This window comes from Bacillus sp. RC242, assembly GCF_044908245.1.
GTDB lineage: Bacteria > Bacillota > Bacilli > Bacillales > Bacillaceae_G > Bacillus_A > Bacillus_A mycoides.
In genome coordinates this window covers 137,081-157,441 of sequence record NZ_JBIYCZ010000008.1, presented here as the reverse complement: position 1 = coordinate 157,441, position 20,361 = coordinate 137,081, and the positions used below count along the sequence as shown (strand labels likewise).

General features: G+C 37.7%; 22 protein-coding genes. 20 read left to right on the top strand and 2 right to left on the bottom strand.

Annotation, left to right across the window (positions count from 1 at the left end; translation table 11 throughout):
- Nucleotides 1–27 precede the first annotated feature (27 nt).
- Nucleotides 28–681 carry a tRNA (guanosine(46)-N7)-methyltransferase TrmB gene (trmB, locus tag ABH957_RS17045; protein WP_002138679.1) on the top strand — a complete coding sequence of 218 codons (654 nt, stop codon included), beginning with the start codon at nucleotides 28–30 and terminating at the stop codon, nucleotides 679–681.
- A gap of 70 nt (nucleotides 682–751) precedes the next feature.
- Complete coding sequence (locus tag ABH957_RS17040; RefSeq protein ID WP_431183423.1) at nucleotides 752–1,606, top strand: YtnP family quorum-quenching lactonase; 855 nt, start codon at nucleotides 752–754, stop codon at nucleotides 1,604–1,606.
- 128 nt (nucleotides 1,607–1,734) lie between these two features.
- On the opposite strand, the gene ABH957_RS17035 is transcribed toward ABH957_RS17040, so the two are convergent.
- Nucleotides 1,735–2,046: a PepSY domain-containing protein gene (locus ABH957_RS17035; RefSeq protein ID WP_002015622.1), complete on the bottom strand. Its 312-nt coding sequence runs from the start codon at nucleotides 2,044–2,046 to the stop codon at nucleotides 1,735–1,737.
- 148 nt (nucleotides 2,047–2,194) lie between these two features.
- Between ABH957_RS17035 and ABH957_RS17030 the strand changes: the two genes are divergently transcribed.
- From ABH957_RS17030 to ABH957_RS16955, 16 genes are all read left to right on the top strand, one after another.
- Nucleotides 2,195–3,268 carry a M42 family metallopeptidase gene (locus tag ABH957_RS17030; protein WP_078184718.1) on the top strand — a complete coding sequence of 358 codons (1,074 nt, stop codon included), beginning with the start codon at nucleotides 2,195–2,197 and terminating at the stop codon, nucleotides 3,266–3,268.
- A 356-nt stretch (nucleotides 3,269–3,624) separates the two neighbouring features.
- Nucleotides 3,625–4,134, top strand: a complete 510-nt coding sequence (locus tag ABH957_RS17025) for a DUF84 family protein (RefSeq protein WP_404491741.1) — start codon at nucleotides 3,625–3,627, stop codon at nucleotides 4,132–4,134.
- Nucleotides 4,135–4,217: 83 nt separating this feature from the next.
- Nucleotides 4,218–4,532, top strand: coding sequence for a thioredoxin family protein (locus ABH957_RS17020; protein WP_002015619.1), 315 nt, complete (start codon nucleotides 4,218–4,220; stop codon nucleotides 4,530–4,532).
- A 79-nt stretch (nucleotides 4,533–4,611) separates the two neighbouring features.
- On the top strand, nucleotides 4,612–5,424 hold the full coding sequence (locus tag ABH957_RS17015) for a DUF1444 domain-containing protein (protein WP_003191882.1): 813 nt from the start codon (nucleotides 4,612–4,614) through the stop codon (nucleotides 5,422–5,424).
- Nucleotides 5,421–6,035: a YtpR family tRNA-binding protein gene (gene ytpR, locus ABH957_RS17010; protein WP_002089041.1), complete on the top strand. Its 615-nt coding sequence runs from the start codon at nucleotides 5,421–5,423 to the stop codon at nucleotides 6,033–6,035. The genes ABH957_RS17015 and ytpR overlap by 4 nt, the downstream gene beginning before the upstream one ends.
- A gap of 144 nt (nucleotides 6,036–6,179) precedes the next feature.
- Nucleotides 6,180–6,524, top strand: coding sequence for a hypothetical protein (locus tag ABH957_RS17005; RefSeq protein WP_002015616.1), 345 nt, complete (start codon nucleotides 6,180–6,182; stop codon nucleotides 6,522–6,524).
- Nucleotides 6,525–6,564: 40 nt separating this feature from the next.
- Nucleotides 6,565–7,521, top strand: coding sequence for an N-acetylmuramoyl-L-alanine amidase (locus ABH957_RS17000; protein ID WP_002015615.1), 957 nt, complete (start codon nucleotides 6,565–6,567; stop codon nucleotides 7,519–7,521).
- Nucleotides 7,522–7,677: 156 nt separating this feature from the next.
- Entirely contained in the window at nucleotides 7,678–11,619 is a 3,942-nt protein-coding gene (locus tag ABH957_RS16995; RefSeq protein WP_404511832.1) for a DNA translocase FtsK, read from the top strand.
- A 61-nt stretch (nucleotides 11,620–11,680) separates the two neighbouring features.
- A complete protein-coding gene (locus tag ABH957_RS16990) occupies nucleotides 11,681–12,799 on the top strand; it encodes a nicotinate phosphoribosyltransferase (RefSeq protein ID WP_404511830.1) in 1,119 nt (372 codons plus the stop codon).
- Nucleotides 12,800–13,050: 251 nt separating this feature from the next.
- Nucleotides 13,051–14,361 carry a UDP-N-acetylmuramate--L-alanine ligase gene (gene murC, locus ABH957_RS16985; protein WP_016120911.1) on the top strand — a complete coding sequence of 437 codons (1,311 nt, stop codon included), beginning with the start codon at nucleotides 13,051–13,053 and terminating at the stop codon, nucleotides 14,359–14,361.
- Between the two features lie 121 nt (nucleotides 14,362–14,482).
- Nucleotides 14,483–14,896, top strand: a complete 414-nt coding sequence (locus tag ABH957_RS16980; RefSeq protein ID WP_002015599.1) for a MerR family transcriptional regulator — start codon at nucleotides 14,483–14,485, stop codon at nucleotides 14,894–14,896.
- Entirely contained in the window at nucleotides 14,886–15,782 is an 897-nt protein-coding gene (locus ABH957_RS16975; protein ID WP_002164956.1) for a DMT family transporter, read from the top strand. Before ABH957_RS16980 ends, ABH957_RS16975 begins: the two co-directional genes overlap by 11 nt.
- A 64-nt stretch (nucleotides 15,783–15,846) precedes the next feature.
- Nucleotides 15,847–16,395: a GNAT family N-acetyltransferase gene (locus tag ABH957_RS16970; protein WP_088004788.1), complete on the top strand. Its 549-nt coding sequence runs from the start codon at nucleotides 15,847–15,849 to the stop codon at nucleotides 16,393–16,395.
- On the top strand, nucleotides 16,392–16,883 hold the full coding sequence (locus tag ABH957_RS16965) for a GNAT family N-acetyltransferase (RefSeq protein ID WP_033731444.1): 492 nt from the start codon (nucleotides 16,392–16,394) through the stop codon (nucleotides 16,881–16,883). The genes ABH957_RS16970 and ABH957_RS16965 overlap by 4 nt, the downstream gene beginning before the upstream one ends.
- A gap of 76 nt (nucleotides 16,884–16,959) precedes the next feature.
- Nucleotides 16,960–17,364 carry a PH domain-containing protein gene (locus ABH957_RS16960; protein ID WP_078177727.1) on the top strand — a complete coding sequence of 135 codons (405 nt, stop codon included), beginning with the start codon at nucleotides 16,960–16,962 and terminating at the stop codon, nucleotides 17,362–17,364.
- A 348-nt stretch (nucleotides 17,365–17,712) separates the two neighbouring features.
- Nucleotides 17,713–18,147, top strand: a complete 435-nt coding sequence (locus ABH957_RS16955; protein WP_002129451.1) for a hypothetical protein — start codon at nucleotides 17,713–17,715, stop codon at nucleotides 18,145–18,147.
- 37 nt (nucleotides 18,148–18,184) lie between these two features.
- Here ABH957_RS16955 and ABH957_RS16950 read toward each other — a convergent pair whose 3' ends face one another.
- Nucleotides 18,185–19,300, bottom strand: coding sequence for an aminopeptidase (locus ABH957_RS16950; protein ID WP_002184819.1), 1,116 nt, complete (start codon nucleotides 19,298–19,300; stop codon nucleotides 18,185–18,187).
- A 187-nt stretch (nucleotides 19,301–19,487) separates the two neighbouring features.
- Here ABH957_RS16950 and ABH957_RS16945 point away from each other — a divergent pair, with 187 nt between their 5' ends.
- The gene (locus ABH957_RS16945) at nucleotides 19,488–19,997 is read left to right on the top strand and encodes a DUF948 domain-containing protein (protein WP_016095984.1); all 510 of its coding nucleotides are present in this window, start codon (nucleotides 19,488–19,490) and stop codon (nucleotides 19,995–19,997) included.
- Nucleotides 19,998–19,999: 2 nt separating this feature from the next.
- Nucleotides 20,000–20,326 (top strand): bacillithiol system redox-active protein YtxJ, encoded by a 327-nt coding sequence (gene ytxJ, locus ABH957_RS16940; protein ID WP_404443681.1) that lies wholly within the window; start codon nucleotides 20,000–20,002, stop codon nucleotides 20,324–20,326.
- The last annotated feature ends 35 nt before the right edge of the window (nucleotides 20,327–20,361 follow it).

Below are 20,361 nucleotides of genomic sequence, written 5' to 3'. Positions count from 1 at the left end.
TAGTTTTGTAAAGAGAGGGAGACATCTATGCGTTTAAGACATAAGCCTTATGCAATGGATCGAATTAATGAGTATTCACATATCGTAATTGGAAACCCAGAGGAGAGCGCTGGTAACTGGAAAGAAATATTTGGAAATGAACAGCCAATTCATATTGAAGTAGGTACAGGACGTGGCCGCTTTATGTATGATATGGCAAAAGCAAATCCGCATATTAACTATATTGGAATTGAAAAATTCACAAGTGTTGTTGTAGATGCACTTGATAAATTAATTGAAGAAGAAGTACCGAACTTAAAGTTAATTAATAAAGATGCTGAAGATTTAACAGTTTTCTTTGCGAAAGGTGAAATTGACCGCGTTTATTTAAACTTCTCAGATCCATGGCCGAAGAATCGTCATACGAAGCGTCGTTTAACGTATAAAACATTTTTACGCAATTATGAAGAAGTGTTAGTAGATGGCGGAGAAATTCATTTCAAAACTGATAACCAGGGATTATTTGAATATTCTCTTATGAGTATGGCTGAGTATGGTATGTTATTAACTTACCTTAGCCTAGATCTTCATAATAGTGATTATGAAGGAAACATTATGACAGAATACGAAGAGAAATTCTCTAGTAAAGGTCATCGTATTTACCGAGTTGAAGCAAAATATCGTACGGAGCCTATGCAGTAATGCATAGGTTTTTTATATGAAAAATAATCGGAATATTATGTTAAAATTAAATGAAAAAGGGGGATGGGATATGGAACAGTTACAAATTGGAAATATAAAAGTGACGTGGCTAAAAGGTGGGAATACACATTTAGATGGAGGCGCGATGTTTGGAGTTGTGCCAAAAGTACTTTGGTCACGAAAATATAAACATAATGATACAAATCATATTTATTTACGAACAGATCCGTTACTCTTACAAACGAAAGAAGGAAACATGCTTATTGATTCAGGGATAGGGAATGGTAAATTGAATGAGAAAATGAAGCGGAATCAAGGTGTAACAGAAGAATCATCAGTTAAGGAATCTTTAGAAAAATTGGGACTGCATACTGAAGATATTCATTACGTCTTAATGACGCATCTTCATTTTGACCATGCATCTGGTTTAACAAAATGGGAGGGAAATCACCTTGTTCCGGCGTTTCCGAACGCAACGATTTATGTAAGTGAGACTGAATGGAATGAAATGAAAAATCCGAATGTTAGATCGCGTAATACATATTGGAAGGAAAATTGGGAGCCAATCGTTGATAAGATTGTTACGTTCAAGCAAGAAATAGAAATTACGGATGAAATAAAGATGGTGCATACGGGTGGTCATAGCGATGGACATGCCGTTGTCGTCCTTGAAAGTCAGGGTGAAACGATGCTTCATTTAGCGGACATTTTACCGACGTATGCACATCAAAATGTATTATGGGTAATGGCATATGATGACTATCCAATGACATCGATTGAACATAAACAAAAGTGGATGAAGTATGGTGCTGAAAAAGAGGCGTGGTTTACTTTTTATCATGATGCATATTACCGTGCAGTAAAGTGGAATGAGGAAGGGCATATAGTGGAGAAGATAGAGAGAAAAACAAATATAGAAGCTTAATATTAATAAGAGGAAGGTGTCCAAAAATATTTATTGGAACAATCTCCACTTATTATGTATTGCTGTTATTATCAGCTTTTGTTGGTAATTCTAAAAAAAAAGAGGTTCACCTAATGGGAAACCTCTTTTTATGCTGCTATAACCTCTAAAACAGTACCTGTTTTAGCATCAACTAAAAATTCAAATCGTTCTTGTATTTCATCTAACATCGTTGTAAGACCGCCGCGATAAACTTCGTACGCGACATCATATTTTTCAAATGCCTCTGGAACCATATGTACCCAAGAGCCAGTAATTTCACCTTTATGACTTAATGCTTGTTTCACCATTTTCAATGCTTTTTCTGAAGAAATATGGGATTGTTCTTGTACTTTGTTTGCAACGAAATAACCAGCTGCGAACCCAACGCCAAGACCTGTGACTAAACCTTTCCAGCTCATATATTCACCTCAATTCTGTAAAATAAAAATAGTGTACCAATAATAATTATAATGCAAATGCAACTAAAAAAGAAGAAACTAGAAACATTTCGAAAATTTCGTTACAATAAAAGAGGTATTCTACTAAGGTTTGAAAGAAGGGGACTTCGTGAATAAAGAGACATTACAATTATTTCGTACGTTAACAGAATTACAAGGTACATCAGGTTTTGAACATGATGTGCGCAGTTTTATGAAGCAAGAATTAAGCAAATATGCTGATGAGATTGTGCAAGACGGTTTAGGTAGCGTATTTGGCCTGAAAAAAGGGGACGAAACTGGCCCGCGCGTTCTTGTAGCAGGTCATATGGATGAAGTAGGTTTCATGGTTACGCAAATTACGAAAAATGGGATGCTTCGTTTTCAAACGTTAGGTGGCTGGTGGAGCCAAGTACTATTAGCTCAGCGTGTACAAGTTATGACGAAGAATGGTCCTGTTATTGGGGTTGTTGGTTCCATTCCTCCTCATTTATTAAGTGATGCGCAACGTGCAAAACCGATGGATATAAAAAATATGTTAATTGATATAGGTGCAGATAGTTATGAAGATGCGATTGAAATTGGCATAAAGCCAGGGCAACAAATCGTTCCAATCTGCCCATTCACGCCAATGGCAAATGAAAAGAAAATTATGGCGAAAGCTTGGGACAACCGCTATGGATGTGGCCTTGCTATCGAATTGCTAAAGGAATTAAAAGATGAAACATTACCAAACACATTATACTCTGGTGCGACTGTACAAGAAGAAGTAGGTCTTCGCGGAGCACAAACTGCTGCAAATATGATTCAACCAGATATTTTCTATGCGCTTGATGCAAGTCCAGCAAATGATGCATCTGGTGATAAGACGCAGTTCGGTCAATTAGGAAAAGGCGCTCTTCTTCGTATTTATGACCGCACAATGGTAACACATAGAGGAATGCGCGAATTCATTTTAGATACAGCAGAAACACATAACATTCCGTACCAATACTTTATTTCACAAGGTGGTACAGATGCGGGCCGTGTGCATACAAGTAACTCTGGTATCCCATCAGCAGTAATTGGTGTTTGTGCACGCTACATTCATACACATGCTTCTATTTTACATGTTGATGATTATGCGGCAGCGAAGGAATTAATTACGAAGCTTGTGAGAGCGACGGACAAAACGACGTTAGAGACAATTAAGAATAACGCGTAAAGAGGAAGAAGGGCTGAAGAGCCTTTCTTTTTTTAGGTAGGAGAGATGGCCCAGCGATGAGTGGTGGCGGTTAGTGCTTAATTGGTGCTCGAATGATGTGTTTAAACCCCGGATAGGAAGCGAGAGGAAGGCTGTTTTTGTGTTCGAGGCCGGTAATGATTTTAGAAAAGCTCTTTCTTTTTTTGATTGAATAGATGGCCCAGCGATGAGTGGTAGCGGTTAGTGCTTAATCGGTGCTCACTCCGAATAGATAGTGAGAGTATGATCTATTTTAACGTTTGAGTCCCGAAGTTGTGAAAGTGAAAAGTTTGAATGTAGAAGGAATATGAGTATGAATTTATATAGAGGTGAATGAAATGAAGGTAGTAGTTGGATCGAAGAATAAGACGAAGGTTGGGGCTGTGGAGAAGGTTTGGGAAGATGTTGAAATTACATCTCTTTCTGTTCCATCAGGAGTAGCAAATCAGCCTTTTTCAGATGAAGAGACGATGCAAGGAGCAGTAAATAGGGCGAAGAGAGCATTGCAGGAAGGTGCAGCTCATATCGGCATTGGGCTAGAAGGCGGCGTTATGAAAACGGAGCATGGGTTATTTATGTGTAACTGGGGTGCTTTAGCGACGATTGAAGGTAAAACATTTGTTGCGGGCGGGGCGCGTATTAAGTTACCAGACGATTTTTTAGCACCGCTTGAAGAAGGAAAAGAGCTAAGTGAAGTGATGGAAGAGTTTGTAGAGCGAAAAGATATTCGTAGTCACGAAGGTGCTATCGGTATTTTTACAGATGATTATGTCGACCGAACGGAATTATTTGTACACGTTGTTAAGTTACTTGTTGGGCAATATAAGTATGATGAAAAGCAAGCATAAACCTTGCACCATGCGCGATGTATGGTAGTATAAAGAAAAGATTATAGTGTGAAAAAGTGCACTCGTTAGAGGAGGGAATATAGATGAAATCATTAGAAAGCATGGAACAATTCCAAGAATTAAAAAATGAAGAGAATGTAGTCTTCATGTTCTCAGCAGAATGGTGCCCAGATTGCCGTTTCGTTGATCCATTTATGCCAGAAGTAGAAGAGAAGTATAGTGATTTCTCATTTTACTATGTAGATCGTGATGAATTTATTGATTTATGCGTGAAAGTAGACGTATTTGGCATTCCAAGCTTTGTAGCGTACAATAAAGGTGAAGAAACTGGACGCTATGTAAATAAAGATCGTAAAACACAAGAGCAAATCGAAGAGTTTATTGAAGGTTTAAAATAAGACAATTAGCCAATTGAATTGTAAAAACAACCTCTACCTTCGCGGGGGAGGTTATTTTTTTGGAAGGGAGGAAAAAGAGATGAAAATGACAAGTAAAAAGATGAAAGACGAGTTAATGAAGAAATTATCTCGACCAGAATGGGACTTTCATTATGATAGCGAGAAAGAAGTTCTTCGTATTGAACAAACAGACTCGAAAAAAGGTATTAACGTATCACTTCCAGGAGTAGTTGCAAAATGGGAAGTGAACAAAGAAAAAGCAATTGAAGAGGTCGCTTATTACGTACAAGAAGCGCTAATTGCAATGCATAAAGAAGAAAATAGCACGGCGAAAATTTTACCTGTTATTCGCTCTACTTCTTTCCCGAAACAATCAGAAGAAGGAAATCCGTTTATTATGACGGACCATACGGCAGAAACACGTATTTACTATGCGCTAGATTCTAATAAAACATATCGATTAATTGATGAGGGCTTATTGCAAAAATTAGAGCTTACAGAGGAACAAGTACGTGAAATGGCATTATTTAATGCTCGCTCATTAGGCTATGAATTTAAGCAGGAGACAGTAGCAGGTAATACATTCTACTTTTTAAACACAAATGATGGATACGATGCGAGTCGTATTTTAAACGAATCGTTACTACACTCGATGCGTGAAAAGATCTCTGGTGATATGGTTGTTGCAGTTCCTCACCAAGATGTATTAATTATTGCTGATATCGTCAACGAAATCGGTTATGATATTATTGCACAAATGACAATGAAATTTTTTGCCGAAGGGCATGTTCCGATTACATCACTTTCATTCGTATATGAAGATGGGGACTTTGAACCAATCTTTATTTTAGCGAAGAATCGGAAGAAGACAGATGGAAAAGAGAAAGGATGAACGAAGTGAACGTTTTTTACAACCTTGAAGGAATTGGTGACACTTTAATTGTTACCTTACAAGATATTACTTTAGAAAACCGTACATTTGACCGCAAAGGAGATGTTGCTCGCGTATACGATCGTGAAAGCAACGTAACAGCAGGATTCAACATCTTTAATGCGTCTTCTTATGTAGAAGTAACAGACAACGGAAACGTTACATTAACGAAAGAGTTTGTTGAAAAAATTAACGGAATTTTAGCGAAGAATGGCTTTGAAGAAAAAGTAGAAGCTGATTTCACGCCGAAATTTGTTGTAGGCTATGTAGCTGAAAAAGAGAAGCATCCAAATGCTGATAAATTAAACATTTGTACAGTAGAAATCGGTACAGAAACATTACAAATCGTATGTGGTGCACCAAACGTTGATGCAGGACAAAAAGTTGTTGTTGCAAAAATCGGTGCTGTAATGCCAAGTGGTATGTTAATTAAACCAGCTGAACTTCGCGGTGTTCCTTCTTCTGGAATGATTTGCTCTGCACGTGAGTTAGAGCTTCCAGATGCTCCAGAAGAAAAAGGTATTCTTGTATTAGAAGATAGCTTTGAAGTTGGACAAGAATTTAAATTTTAATTGATGTTAGAAAAAGTAGTCTCGCATATGTGAGGCTATTTTTTTTGTACGAAATTCCTAGGATTGTAACGTTTCCTCTCAAAATCTATATTGTATTTCAAAAATGGATTAGGTAAAATTTAGAAAAAAGAAGGGGGTAGACGTATGAAACAACAACCAAAAATTGCAGAACTTCTGAAACGAATTGAAACTTCAAAACAGCAAGATATCGAACTAGGTTCCTATGAAATATATGTGTTTAGCGAAAATGAATTAGAAAAAGGACAAATCGGTTATCGATATGATAAACATAAAAATTCATTAATAAGTGAAGAAAGTGGAAAATGGAAAGAGGAATGGATTGTTATCGGATATGAAACGGATATGGGGGATCCTGTTTTCGTAAATGTAGCTGATGATGCTTATCTAGTCTATACCGCAGAGCGTGGTACAGAAACGTGGCAACCCGTTCATATTGGAAATATGGATGAAATTATAAAACAATTATAAGAAAAACTTTGAGACCGGTGCAAAGTGATAGGAGAGAAAAATGAAGTATATAAAAATAATGAGCGCTATTGCAGTCATTGGAATATATATGGGAGGTTGTTCGCAAGAAGAGCCGAAAAAAGAAACAACATCTTCTATACAAGAAAAAAACAAAGATAATAAGGAAGACGCACCGGTAGAAAAGCAGCAAGAAGAACAAGAAAAGAAAGAACAACCGCAAGCAATTCAAACGAATGAGCAAGTGGAACATAAGCAGGAGGAAGTGCCGGCCGAGGAAAAGAAAGAGGAAACTACGCCGCTGCAGCCAACTGAGCAACCAGTACAAAATAATGAACAAAAAGTAGAGAGTAATGAAAAACAAGAAAAGTTTCTCGTCGTTATTGATCCAGGGCATCAACAAAAAGCGAATTTAAATTTAGAGGCAATTGGTCCAGGAGCAACTACGCAAAAATATAAAGTAACAGACGGAACAGCGGGAGTTGTAACGAAAAAGAGGGAATCAGTTCTTGTATTAGAGATGGCTTTTATATTGAAAGAAAAACTGGAAGCAAAAGGTATACAAGTATTGATGACGAGAACGTCACATGAGGTTGATATAAGTAATAAGGAACGAGCAACATTCGCGAATGATCATAAAGCGAATTTATTTTTGCGCCTTCACGCAGATGGTTCTGAAAATCCAAATCAAAGTGGATTTGCTGTATTGACACCGGCAGAAGGAAGTCCGTATACGAAAGAGATTTATGCTGAAAGTCTTCAAATCTCTCAAACGATAGTAAATAAAATGAGAGAGAATCATCAAGTGAAAGTAAATGGAATTAAATTTCGGGATGATCTTTCTGGATTTAATTGGTCAAAAGTTCCAGGAGTACTATTAGAACTTGGATTTATGTCAAACCCTGAAGAAGACAAAAAATTATCTGACCCACAGTATGTAAATTCTTTATTGCAAAGTGTAACGGATAGTGTGGATGAATATCGGAAGGGTAAAGATTAAACGAGGTCTTACATGTAAGACCTCGTTTTTCTATATGAAAAACAATCGTGAATTAGAATATTATGGATAAAACTAATATGCTTAATTTTACCTGCACTTTTTGCCGAATGCTGATACAATAAAGGATGTTACTATTTAGTAGAAAGAGTGGTAAACATGTTAGATTGGATGAAAAAGCTGTTTAACAAAGAGGAAGAAAAAACAGTGATGAATAAAGAAGTACCGGCACAAATTGAAAGTCAGCCGAAAATTCCTCGTGTAAACCACTACACTGAAGCAAGAGAAGCACAAATGGCAAGTCGGAATGCAGGGAAATGTCGTTTTCCATTAATACCAGATAATGGCTTCGATGAGGAGGATGTAAGAGAACTGCCTAACTTTGAAGAACAACCTATTCAAAGAGGAGCATATGAAGAACAGCCTACTCAAAGAGGAATAAAAGTGGAAAGAAGCAGACGACCGTATGTGGAAACAGAAGCACCTACATATGAGGAACCGGAATTGCAATATGAACCGGAACCAGAGCCTGTCGTAAAAAAAGCATTTGTACCGTCGCAAGAAAGTAACCGTAGACCATTTCGTCCAACAGAAATGATTTCTCCGATTTATGGATATAACCGTCCTTCAGTAGAAACGAAGGTTGTGCAGGAGGAAGAAAAGGTAAGAGAAGATCTTGAAATATCTGTTGAAGGAAAAGCTGTTGTTGACGCATGGTTAGAGAAAAAGGGATATACATTATCTGACTTTTCGGGAGTTCTACAAGGAAGTTCATCTGTTAAGAACGGAGTGAACGAACGAAGTAATAAAGTAGAAGAAAAATCGGTTGTGGATACATGGTTAGAGAAAAACGGTTACGAAGTTGAACGTCAAGCCCCTTCATTAGAAGAAAGCCTAAGTGATGATTTGCTTCATAAAACAGTAGGACAGCATGTGGAAAAAGAGGCTACAATTGTACAAGCCTTGAAGCAGGAGCAAGATGTAGTGGCGTTATCATCTACAGAAGATAACGAAGAAACTTTACAAGAAGAGTCAATAGATTCTAAAGTAGAGCATGTGTATTCGATATTAACAGAAGAAAATGAATGTAATACAGAAATAGAAGAAACTGTTGCTGAAGTTGCAGCAAATCAAGTCGAAGAAGAAACCTTAGAAGATGTAGTGATTGTAAAAGCAGATGAAAAGCTTGAAGAAACAATTACTATAGAAATACCAGATGTTTTTGAAGAAGAAGCTAAGGAAGCAGCAGGAGCTGTGGAATTAGAGGGATCTGAGGAAGCAGAAGAAGTTGTGGAGTTAGAAGAATCTAAGGAAGCAGCAGTTGTGGAATTAGAGGGATCTGAGGAAGTAGAAGAAGTTGTGGAGTTAGAGGAATCTGAGGAAGCAGAAGAAGTTGTGGAATTAGAAGAATCTAAGGAAGCAGAAGTTGTGGAATTAGAGGGATCTGAGGAAGCAGAAGAAGTTGTGGAATTAGAAGAATCTAAGGAAGCAGAAGTTGTGGAATTAGGGGGATCTGAGGAAGCAGAAGAAATTGTGGAATTAGAGGAATCTGAGGAAGCAGAAGAAATTGTGGAATTAGAGGAATCTAAAGAAGCGGCAGAAGTTGTGGAGTTAGAAGAACCTAAGGAAGCAGAAGAAGTTGTGGAATTAGAGGAATCTGAGGAAGCAGAAGTTGTGGAGTTAGAAGAATCTAAGGAAGAAGAAGTTGTGGAATTAGAGGGATCTGAGGAAGCAGAAGAAGTTGTGGAGTTAGAAGAACCTAAGGAAGTAGCAGAAGCTGCGGAGTTAGAAGAACCTGAGGAAGCAGAAGAAGTTGTGGAATTAGAGGAATCTAAGGAAATAGAATCAGTTACGGAATTCGCATTAGAGAAAACACCGCAAGAAGAAGTAATTGAAGAAACGATGAATATAGAGTCGTTAGAAAATATAGCAGTTGAAGAGCAACCAGTGATTTCTCAACAAGAAACAATTACGTTCAAGGAAGAAAGTGAAGTATTCGTACCAGTTTCAGAAACGGATGAGCAAACAAAGAAAGATGTTCAAAACTTTGCGAACGTTTTAATTGAAGAAGCGGAAGAAAAGAAGCAAGTTGCTGAAGAACAGCCTGCTTTACAAATAGAAGAACCGAAACGTGAGAAAAAACGTCATGTCCCATTTAATGTTGTCATGTTAAAGCAGGATAGAAAGAAATTAATGGAAAGACATGCGGCAAGAACGAACGTAATGCAATCAACTGTCAGTGAACGAGTGGAAGAAAAGCCAGTGCAGCAAGTGGTAGTAGAACCACAAGCAGAAGAAAAGCCAATGCAGCAAGTGGTAGTAGGCCTGCAAGTGGAAGAAAAACCAGTGCAGCAAGTGGTAGTAGACCCGCAAGTGGAAGAAAAACCAGTGCAGCAAGTGGTAGTAGACCCGCAAGTAGAAGAAAGTCCAGTGCAGCAAGTGGTAGTAGAAGCCCAAGTGGAAGAAAAACCAATGCAGCAAGTGGTAGTAGAAGCTCAAGTGGAAGAAAAACCGATGCAGCAAGTGGCGGTAGAAGCTCAAGTGGAAGAAAAACCGATGCAACAAGTAGCGGTGGCTGGACAAGTACAAGAGTCAATTTCAAGTACGGAAGTACAAGAGAAAGCATATGTTGTAAATCAAAAAGAGAATGATATGCGCAACGTACTACAAGCGCCACCGAAGTATGAACTTCCGCCATTAACGTTGTTGTCAATTCCACAGCAGGCAGCATTAGATAATACGGAGTGGCTAGAAGAACAGGAAGAATTATTAAATACGACATTTAATAATTTCCATGTTGGAGCACATGTTATTAATGTGTCACAAGGGCCGGCGGTAACTCGTTTTGAAGTACAACCAGACCCAGGTGTGAAAGTAAATAAAATTACAAATTTAAGTGATGATATTAAGTTAAGTTTAGCTGCGAAAGATATTCGAATTGAAGCGCCAATTCCAGGGAAGAGTGCAATTGGAATTGAAGTTCCAAACAAGGAAAGTAAGCCAGTATTCCTGCGTGAAATTTTAAGAAGTCCTGTATTTACAAAGAGTGAATCACCGCTTACAGTTGCGCTGGGGCTTGATATTTCCGGTGATCCAATTGTAACGGATATTCGAAAAATGCCACATGGACTTATTGCGGGTGCAACTGGTTCAGGGAAAAGTGTGTGCATTAACGCGATTTTAACGAGCATTTTATATAAAGCGAAGCCGCATGAAGTGAAGTTGATACTAATTGATCCGAAGATGGTTGAGCTTGCACCATACAATTCTGTTCCACATCTTGTAGCACCTGTTATTACTGACGTAAAAGCAGCTACAGCTGCGTTAAAGTGGGCGGTTGAAGAGATGGAACGTCGTTATGAATTGTTTGCTCATGCTGGTGCTCGTGATTTAACTCGTTACAATACGATTGTAAGTGGTAGAGAAATCCCAGGTGAGACATTACCTTATATTGTAATTGTCATTGACGAGTTAGCGGACTTAATGATGGTTGCTCCTGGTGATGTGGAGGAAGCGATTTGTCGTATTGCACAAAAAGCGCGTGCTTGTGGTATTCACTTATTAGTTGCGACGCAGCGTCCATCTGTAGACGTTATTACAGGTTTAATTAAATCAAACATTCCAACGCGTATTGCGTTTACAGTATCATCTCAAGTTGATTCGCGTACGATTATCGATATTGGGGGCGCGGAGAAGTTACTTGGTCGTGGTGATATGCTATTTTTAGGAAACGGCACATCTAAACCTGTTCGTGTACAAGGTGTATACGTATCAGATGATGAGATTGAAAGAACAGTTGATCATGTGAAAAAGCAAATGAAGCCAAACTACTTATTTAAGCAAGAGGATTTATTAGCAAAATCAGAGCAGAGTGAGTCTGAAGATGAACTATTTTTTGATGCATGTCAATTTGTTGTAGAGCAAGGGGGAGCGTCCACATCTTCTGTACAGAGAAAATTCCGCATAGGTTATAATCGCGCGGCACGTCTAATTGAAGAGATGGAGTCGCAAGGGATTATTTCTGAAGGAAGAGGAACGAAACCGAGAGATGTCCTTATTTCTGAGGATGAATTCGCTGCTATGCAGGAAACAAATGTATAGGAAACGGTTTTGCTGTATACTAATAGAAAATGTTGGATAGTAAAGTAGGGAGTAAAGCGACATGAAAGAAATTGAATTAAAATTAAAAGGTGAAATAAATCGACTAACAAATAAAACATTTAAATTTGATGAACGTGTTGGAGAAGGCTGGTTCTCTGCCGTTTACTTTTTAAAAACTAGAGAAATCATTGAAGAATTTCGCCCGAAAAGCGTTGTAACAATGCAGTTTTTTCAAAAAGAACATGCAGTTCTTTGCGGAGCAGATGAGGTAATCGCATTGCTACAAACATTTGCCAAAAATCCTGAGGAATTAGAAATTCATTCTTTAAAGGATGGCGATAATATTAGTCCGTTTGAAACAGTTTTAACAATTCATGGTCCTTATGAATACTTCGGCTTTTTAGAAGGTGTAATTGATGGGATTTTAGCTCGTCGTACATCAGTTGCGACAAACGTATATAACGTTGTCCAAGCTGCACGTAGTGTAGATAAAGAAAAACCGGTTATTTTCATGGGAGATCGTGACGATCATTATACGCAACAAGCTGGTGACGGCTATGCGGCATACATCGGAGGTATGAGCGCGCAAGCGACGCATGCAATGAATGAATGGTGGGGCAGAAGTGGTATGGGGACGATGCCTCACGCTTTAATTCAAATGTTTAATGGTGATGTTGTTGAAGCTGCAAAGGCATATCATAAAAAATTCCCAGAAGATGAATTAGTCGTACTAATTGATTATAACAATGATGTCATCACAGATGCACTTCGCGTAGCGCGTGAATTTGAATCAACATTAAAAGGTGTACGTGTCGATACGTCTCGCACAATGATTGATCAATACTTCATTCGTCACCCAGAAGTACTTGGAACATTCGATCCACGTGGTGTAAATCCATCACTTGTATTTGCACTTCGTAAGGCTCTTGATGAGGAAGGGTTCCAACATGTAGATATCGTTGTAACTGGTGGGTTTGATGAGAAGCGTATTCGTGAATTTGAAGCTCAAAATGTTCCTGTCGATATATACGGAGTAGGAAGTAGCTTATTAAAAATGAATATTGGTTTTACTGGTGATAACGTAGAATTAAATGGAAAACCAGAAGCAAAAGCTGGTCGTAAATACCGTCCAAATTCACGTCTAGAGCGTGTTCAATTAGAAACAAAAGAAGATATGTAAAAGCGAGAAAAACTGATAGGTGATTGACCCTATCAGTTTTTCTGTTATCATAGTATAGCGGCTTGTTTTTTGCTATAATAAATGTGTTATGGACATAAAAGAAGTACGTACGAGTTTATCACTGATAAGTGAATATAAAAAGAAATTCACTGCATCAGAAATGTATGATGATTACCAAAATAAAAAAAGATTCATATACTGTCTTATAGATAGGCCGTTGTATTAGTTCGAAATGTTGGAGGTTCTTTAAGATGACAGTTTACCATTTTGTAGGAATTAAAGGAACAGGAATGAGTTCATTAGCACAAATTCTTCATGACATGAAGCATACTGTTCAAGGGTCTGATTATGAAAAGCGTTTCTTTACACAAACAGCATTGGAAAAGCGTGGTATTTCCATCCTTCCTTTTGATAAGAATAATATTAAAGAAGGACAAGTGATTATCGCAGGAAATGCATTTCCTGATACGCATGAAGAAATCGTAGCAGCAAAAGAATTAAATATCCCAGTACATCGTTACCATCACTTCTTAGGTGATCTTATGAATCAGTACACAAGTGTTGCTGTAACTGGTGCACATGGAAAAACATCAACAACTGGTTTGTTAGCCCATGTAATGCAAGGTGCACACCCAACATCATACCTTATTGGAGATGGAACGGGGCATGGGGTAGAAAATAGTAAGTATTTTGTATTTGAAGCTTGTGAGTATCGTCGTCATTTCTTGTCTTACTATCCAGACTATGCAATCATGACAAATATCGATTTCGATCACCCAGATTACTTTGCAGACATCAATGATGTATTTAATGCATTCCAAGAGATGGCATTGCAAGTGAAAAAAGGTATTATTGCATGTGGTGATGATGAAGAACTTCAAAAAGTTCAAGCGAAAGTACCTGTTATTTTCTATGGATTTGGAGAAGATAATGATTTCCAAGCACGTAACATTCAAAAGAGAACTGATAGTACTATATTCGATGTATTCGTTCGTAATACGTATTATGACACGTTCAAAATTACAGGATACGGCGATCACAGCGTATTAAATGCATTAGCAGTAATCGCGCTTTGCCATTATGAAAACGTTGATGTAGAAGCAGTTAAGCATCAGCTAACAACTTTTGAAGGCGTAAAACGTCGCTTTAATGAAAAGCCAATGGGAGAACAAGTTATCATTGATGACTATGCACACCATCCGACAGAAATTAATGCAACGATTGAAGCAGCTCGTCAAAAACATCCAGAGCGTGAAGTTGTCGCTGTATTCCAACCACATACATTCTCACGTACAGAGAAATTTTTAGATGAGTTCGCGGAAAGCTTAAGTAAAGCTGACCAAGTATACTTATGTGATATTTTCGGATCAGCACGTGAAAACAAAGGTGAATTAACAATTGAAGATCTGCAAAAACGTATCGATGGCGCAGAACTAATTACAGATACAACAACGGATGTGTTAAAGAAACATAAAAACGGCGTTCTTATTTTCATGGGCGCAGGTGACATCCAAAAATTCGAAGCAGCTTACGTAAAAGAAGTTCAAGTTGCAGAGAAGTAATAGAAAAGACGCATAGCTTGGCTGTGCGTCTTTTTTTGTTGTGTCCGATTTTTATTTATGTATTGACCTAGAGTTAGCTCTAGGTTGTAAGATGAATATGTAAAAACAAGGGGGAGAAAACATGTATAAAATCGGTGAAGTCGCAGAATTAACAGGGATGGGTATTCATACTTTGCGCTATTATGAGAAACTAGGTTTATTGCCACCACCAACGCGGAATAGTGGCATTCGTCAGTATACAGAAGGTGATGTGCGCCTATTAAAATTTTTATATTCATTAAAGCAAACAGGAATGTCTTTAGAAGAGATGGCTGAGTTTGCAAGTGACGGATGTATTATAGAGGAGATTAGACAGCGGGAAGAGGAAGTACCTGCGAAAATAAAAAAGAGGATTTCAATTTTAACAACACACTTAGATCGTTTAAGGGAACAGCAGGAGCAATTGCAAAAAGTAGTTTTGTTAACAGAGGAGAAGTTAGAAATTTATTATGGTTTTCTAGAAGAGAAAAACTCGGAGGCCAACAATGAAGAATAAAGTATACGCTCAGTTACTAGGTTTTGCGATTTTCACTGGTGGAACATTTAATGCTTCGAAATATGCGGTGCAATATTTCGAAGCGATTCATATAGCGGCATGGCGTTTTGGGATTGCTGCATTTGTGATGTTATGTCTGTTAAAAATACGAAAAGATTTTGAGGTGGAGGTATGGAGGCAGAATAGGGCTTATTACCTTTTGCTAGGTATTGTTGGTGTATTTGGTTTTAACTTCTTTTTCTTTTTAGGTATGAAACATACAGAAGCTATTAATGGTGCACTTATTATGGCGACGAATCCGCTCGTTACGATGCTATTAGCAAGTGTTATTTTACGAGAAAAAATTATAAAGCGCCAAGGTATTGGAATGTTACTTGCATTACTTGGTGTTGTTTTTGTACTTACACAAGGTTCATCTACAATACTACAAAGCTTATCATTTTCAAAAGGGGATTTTTATATTTTATTAGGGAATATTTGCTGGGCGTTATACGGTGTACTAGGCAGAAGGTTTATTAAAACTGGTAGCCCAATACAAACTACGACATATACGATGACGATTGGTGCTCTTGCCTTTATTGTGATATCTGTCACTCAAAAAAGTATAGTACCAGTTTTAGAAGTTCCTTTGTTAGCTTGGGGAGCGATTCTCTTTATGGCAATTGGAATGAGTGTGCTCGGTTACTTATGGTGGAATAATGGAATTGCTCAAATTGGGGCAGCAAGGACATCTTTATTTTTTAATTTAGTGCCTGTTGTTACAATGATTATTTCTTTTATTGAAGGAGTAAATATAACGCCCGCACAATCTGTAGGAATGATATTAGTTGTTACGGGAGTATTATATTCTTCTGGTTTTATACAAATAAAACCGAAAAAAGTGTGAATATTTAACATTTTGTATCTGTAAGTGTTAGAATAATAAGAAAAATAAAAAGGGGCTAAAAAACATGTTCACACTCCGAGTAGATGACGAAATCGAACTACAACTATTAGAAAAACATCATAAAGAGGAATTATATCAATTATTAGATCAAAACCGTAACCATTTAAGAAGATGGCTCCCTTGGGTAGATGGAACGAAATCAGCTGATGCGTATAATGAGATTTTTCCGATTTGGTTAAAGAAATTTGCAGAGGGAGATGGGTTTGAGGCTGGTATACGCTATAAAGGAAAGCTCGTTGGGATGGTAGGTATTCATCCGGTGAGCTGGGGTAAGAAAGCTACGAGTCTTGGATATTATCTTGCAGAAGATGCTGGCGCGAAAGGTATTATGACGCGAAGTGTGAAGGCTGTGCTTCATTATGCATTTGATAATTTAAAGCTGAATAAAATTGAAATTCGTTGCGGTGTTGAAAATGCGAAAAGCCGTGCGATTCCAGAACGTTTAGGTTTTAAATTAGATGGTATTTTAAGAGATGACGAATGGTTATACGATCATTTTCAGGATATCGCTGTGTACAGTTTACTAGCTTCAGAATGGAAAAAAATTCGATGAACGAGAAGATTTGTATTATTCCGTATGAAAGTATGTTTCAAGAGGAAGTAGTAGATCTTATCGTTCATATTCAGCGGAAAGAGTACAAGGTCCCTATTACGAAAGAAGAGCAGCCGGACTTACTTGAAATAGAAACGTTCTATCAAAGGGACAACGGAAATTTTTGGGTAGCAACTTATGATGGGAAAGTAGTTGGAACGATAGCTTTATTAGATATTGGGAAGCATCAAGTAGCGCTAAGAAAAATGTTCGTGAAGAAAGAGTTCCGCGGAAAAGAATGGGGCGCATCACATACGCTACTTCAAACGGCAATTTCTTGGGCGAAAGAAAAGAACTTGGAAGACATTTATTTAGGAACAACAGTTAAATTTCTAGCAGCACACCGTTTCTACGAAAAGAATGGTTTTCAAAGCGTGAGTATAGAAGAGTTGCCAAAAAGTTTTCCAGTGCTAGAGGTAGATAAGAAATTTTATAGGTATACTGTTTAAAAAGGTCATTCATAAATGGCCTTTTTTTATGAACTAAAATGGAAAAAATGGTATAATTTAGTTAGGGGGTGCGTGTATGGATTTTCCAATTCAAAGAAGTAAGTCAGCGGTAATTTTCGTTAGTCTCACATTAGCTTTTATGTTTGTGTATCCAATTGTCATGCTTTTCACAAATAAAGAGCAGTGGATGTCAGCGTTGATTGGAATGGGTTTATGCTTCATTGTAAATGTACCAATCGTTTGGGAAATATTTATTAAAAAACATAAAGTGGAAAATGGCGTGTTAAAATATGGTATTTTAAATGACGATGTTGTATTAAAAGATATAAGAGTTGTTCGTCAAGTTGGGAAATCACTTGAAATTACGACGAATGCATATAAAGTACATATGATTGCGATGCCGCAAGATATGACAAGTTTTTTGTCACTTGTTGAGAAAGAGAATCCACATGTAAAAATAGAAATGGTAGGTAAGAGATGAAGTATGTAAAACTTTTACCCCGCATTAACGGGCAGTAAGACTCCCACCTCAAAATTCGGCAGGAGCAAAGAAGTTAGGTGGGAGTCGGGCTGCCCGTAAAAGCCCGATTGGTGAGGGCTAATAATCAGTGGGGGATGAACAAAACCCCCACTGATTAAAGTTTCACTTTATTTTGTTTGGAAATTTTGTTTGTGCTTGTTGGTTGCACTAGAGTATATATGAAATGGGATCTGCCCTTATATGTCCCAATATTAATAGGTACTATCGCAGTGACGCTTTTATTTTATTTTCATTTTCAGCAAACAAAAAGCGAGAAAAATAGCTCCATATAAAGTAGGGGGATTAGAAATGAAAAAGATCTATATGTTGTTTTTGTTTCTGCTAACTGCATCCATTCTTTTAATAGGATGTAGTGCGAAGAAAGAGAAGTCTGATGTTAGTTTAGAAAAGGCACAAAAAATTGAAATTGAATCGCTTATTGATTCGAGTGATAAAAAAACAATTACCGATAAGAAAGAAATCACAAAGTTGTTTGAATCAATCAAAATGGATGAGTGGGAAATGGAATCGGCTCCTTTAGATACTCCGCAAGGGAAAACGTTTAAAATGTATCAAGAGGATACACCGAAATTATTGGATTCGGGTAAAGATAAAAAAGAGTTACATGAAATTGGTACTATGACAGTATATAAAGATGTCCCTTATGTCGAAGTTGAAATGAAAAATAAGAAAATGAGTTTTAAAGTGCCAGAAGATGTGGCGAAAGATTTATTACAATATTAATAAAAAGACGCTCGGAGAAAATTCCGAGCGTTTTTCATTATTTTAAGTTCTCTGGGTTTAAAGCTTCTAGTTCAGTTACAACGAAGCGTCCGTCTTTACGGATTAATACGTCGTCGAAGTAAATTTCACCGCCGCCGTATTCAGGGCGCTGAATGCATACTAAATCCCAGTGAATGTTAGAGTTGTTGCCGTTCCATGCATCATCATAAGCTTGTCCAGGTGTGAAGTGGAAGCTGCCATCGATTTTTTCATCGAATAGGATGTCTCCCATTGGATGTAAGATGTATGGGTTTACGCCGATTGCGAACTCACCAACGAAACGCGCGCCTTCGTCTGTATCGAAGATTTTGTTAATGCGCTCTGTATCATTTGCAGTTGCTTCAACGATTTGACCGTTCTCAAATTTAAGTTGTACATTTTCAAATGTATAACCGTTGTAAGGAGATGGTGTATTGTATGAAACTGTACCGTTAACAGAATCGCGAACTGGTGCAGAGTATACTTCACCATCTGGAATGTTTAAATGACCCGAGCATTTAATAGCTGGAATGTCTTTAATAGAGAATGTTAAGTCAGTTCCAGGGCCAGTTAAGCGAACCTTATCTGTTTTATTCATTAATGTAACAAGGCTATCCATCGCCTTATCCATTTTACCGTAGTCTAAGTTACAAACTTCGAAGTAGAAGTCTTCGAAAGCTTCTGTGCTCATTTTAGCAAGCTGCGCCATAGAAGCATTTGGGTAGCGAAGAACAACCCAGCGTGTTTTCGGAACACGGATGTCTCTATGAACTTTTTTGCCAATTGTTTGGCCGTGAACTTTCATACGTTCACTTGGAACGTCAGCTTGTTCGTTAATGTTATCACCAGAGCGAAGGCCGATATAAGCGTCCATATCTTTCATTACGCTCGCTTCATATGCAGCGATTTGTTCGAAATGTTCTTCAGTAGCACCCATTAATAAAGAGCGATCTACTTGATGATCTTTTAAAGAAACGAATGGGAAACCACCAGCTGCATATGCTTCTTTTACAAGTGCAGTTACAAGTTCTTTTTGTAAGCCAAAGTTTTCAATCAATACTTTTTCGCCTTTTTGTAAACGAATAGAGTAGTTAATTAAATTGTATGCTAACTTTTCAATGCGTGGATCTTTCATATGTAAAGCCTCCCTACTAATTATGTATCCTCTCCTATTGTAACCTACTTAGTGGAATTTGTTGAATCATTTATGTTAAAGTTAACGAATAAGTATGAAAATTCTAATGAAAAGATAGGGATTAGAATGAAACGGAAAATGATTGTATAATGGGAGAAAGTATGAAAAAGATAAAGGAAGTGATGAAATGCAAGTTCTTCTATATGTAAGTGCGGCTATTATCGCGGTTGCTTTCGCAGTATTAGTAGTGTATGTATGCAGAACGTTGTTATCGGTTCAGAAGACGTTAGAAAACGTTGCGAGCACGTTAGAAGGTTTAGAAAAGCAAATGCAAGGAATAAGCGTAGAGACGGAGCAATTATTACATAAGACAAATGCGTTAGCTGATGATATTCAACAGAAGTCACAGTCGCTAAATAAAGTAGTAGAAGGTGTGGATGGAATCGGAACGACGATCCACTCTTTAAATACGAAGCTTCGCAATGTATCAGAGTCTGTTACGGACGAAATTGAAAATAATGCAGATAAAGTAGCACAAGTTGTGCAATGGAGCAGTGCAGCAATTGAAGTATACAACCATTACCGTACTACGAGACAAGAGAAAAGGGTTGAAAAAGAAGAGCGTAAACTTGAGAGAGCTGAGCAGAAGGCTGAAAAGAGAGAGAAGCGCTCTAGACTTCGCATGAGAGGTGAGTAACGATGAGTATGATGAAGATTGAAACGACTGAAGAACTTGAAGCGTTAGTAGAAAAGAACGAGCCCTACGTTCTTTTTAAGCATAGTACGACATGCCCAATTAGTCACGGTGCATATACTGAGTTTCAAGCGTATTGCGGTGAAGAAAGAGAAGTGCCAGCATATTACTTATACGTACAAGAGGCGAGAGATGTTTCGAACCATGTTGCAGAGCAGTACAGCATTAAGCATGAATCTCCGCAAGTGTTATACATAAAAGATGGAATGGTAGTATGGCATACATCGCACTGGAATATTAAAAAAGAAGCTTTAGAAGAGAATGTAAAATAGGGAGAGGCAAGCGAAGGGCTTGCTTCTTTTTTATT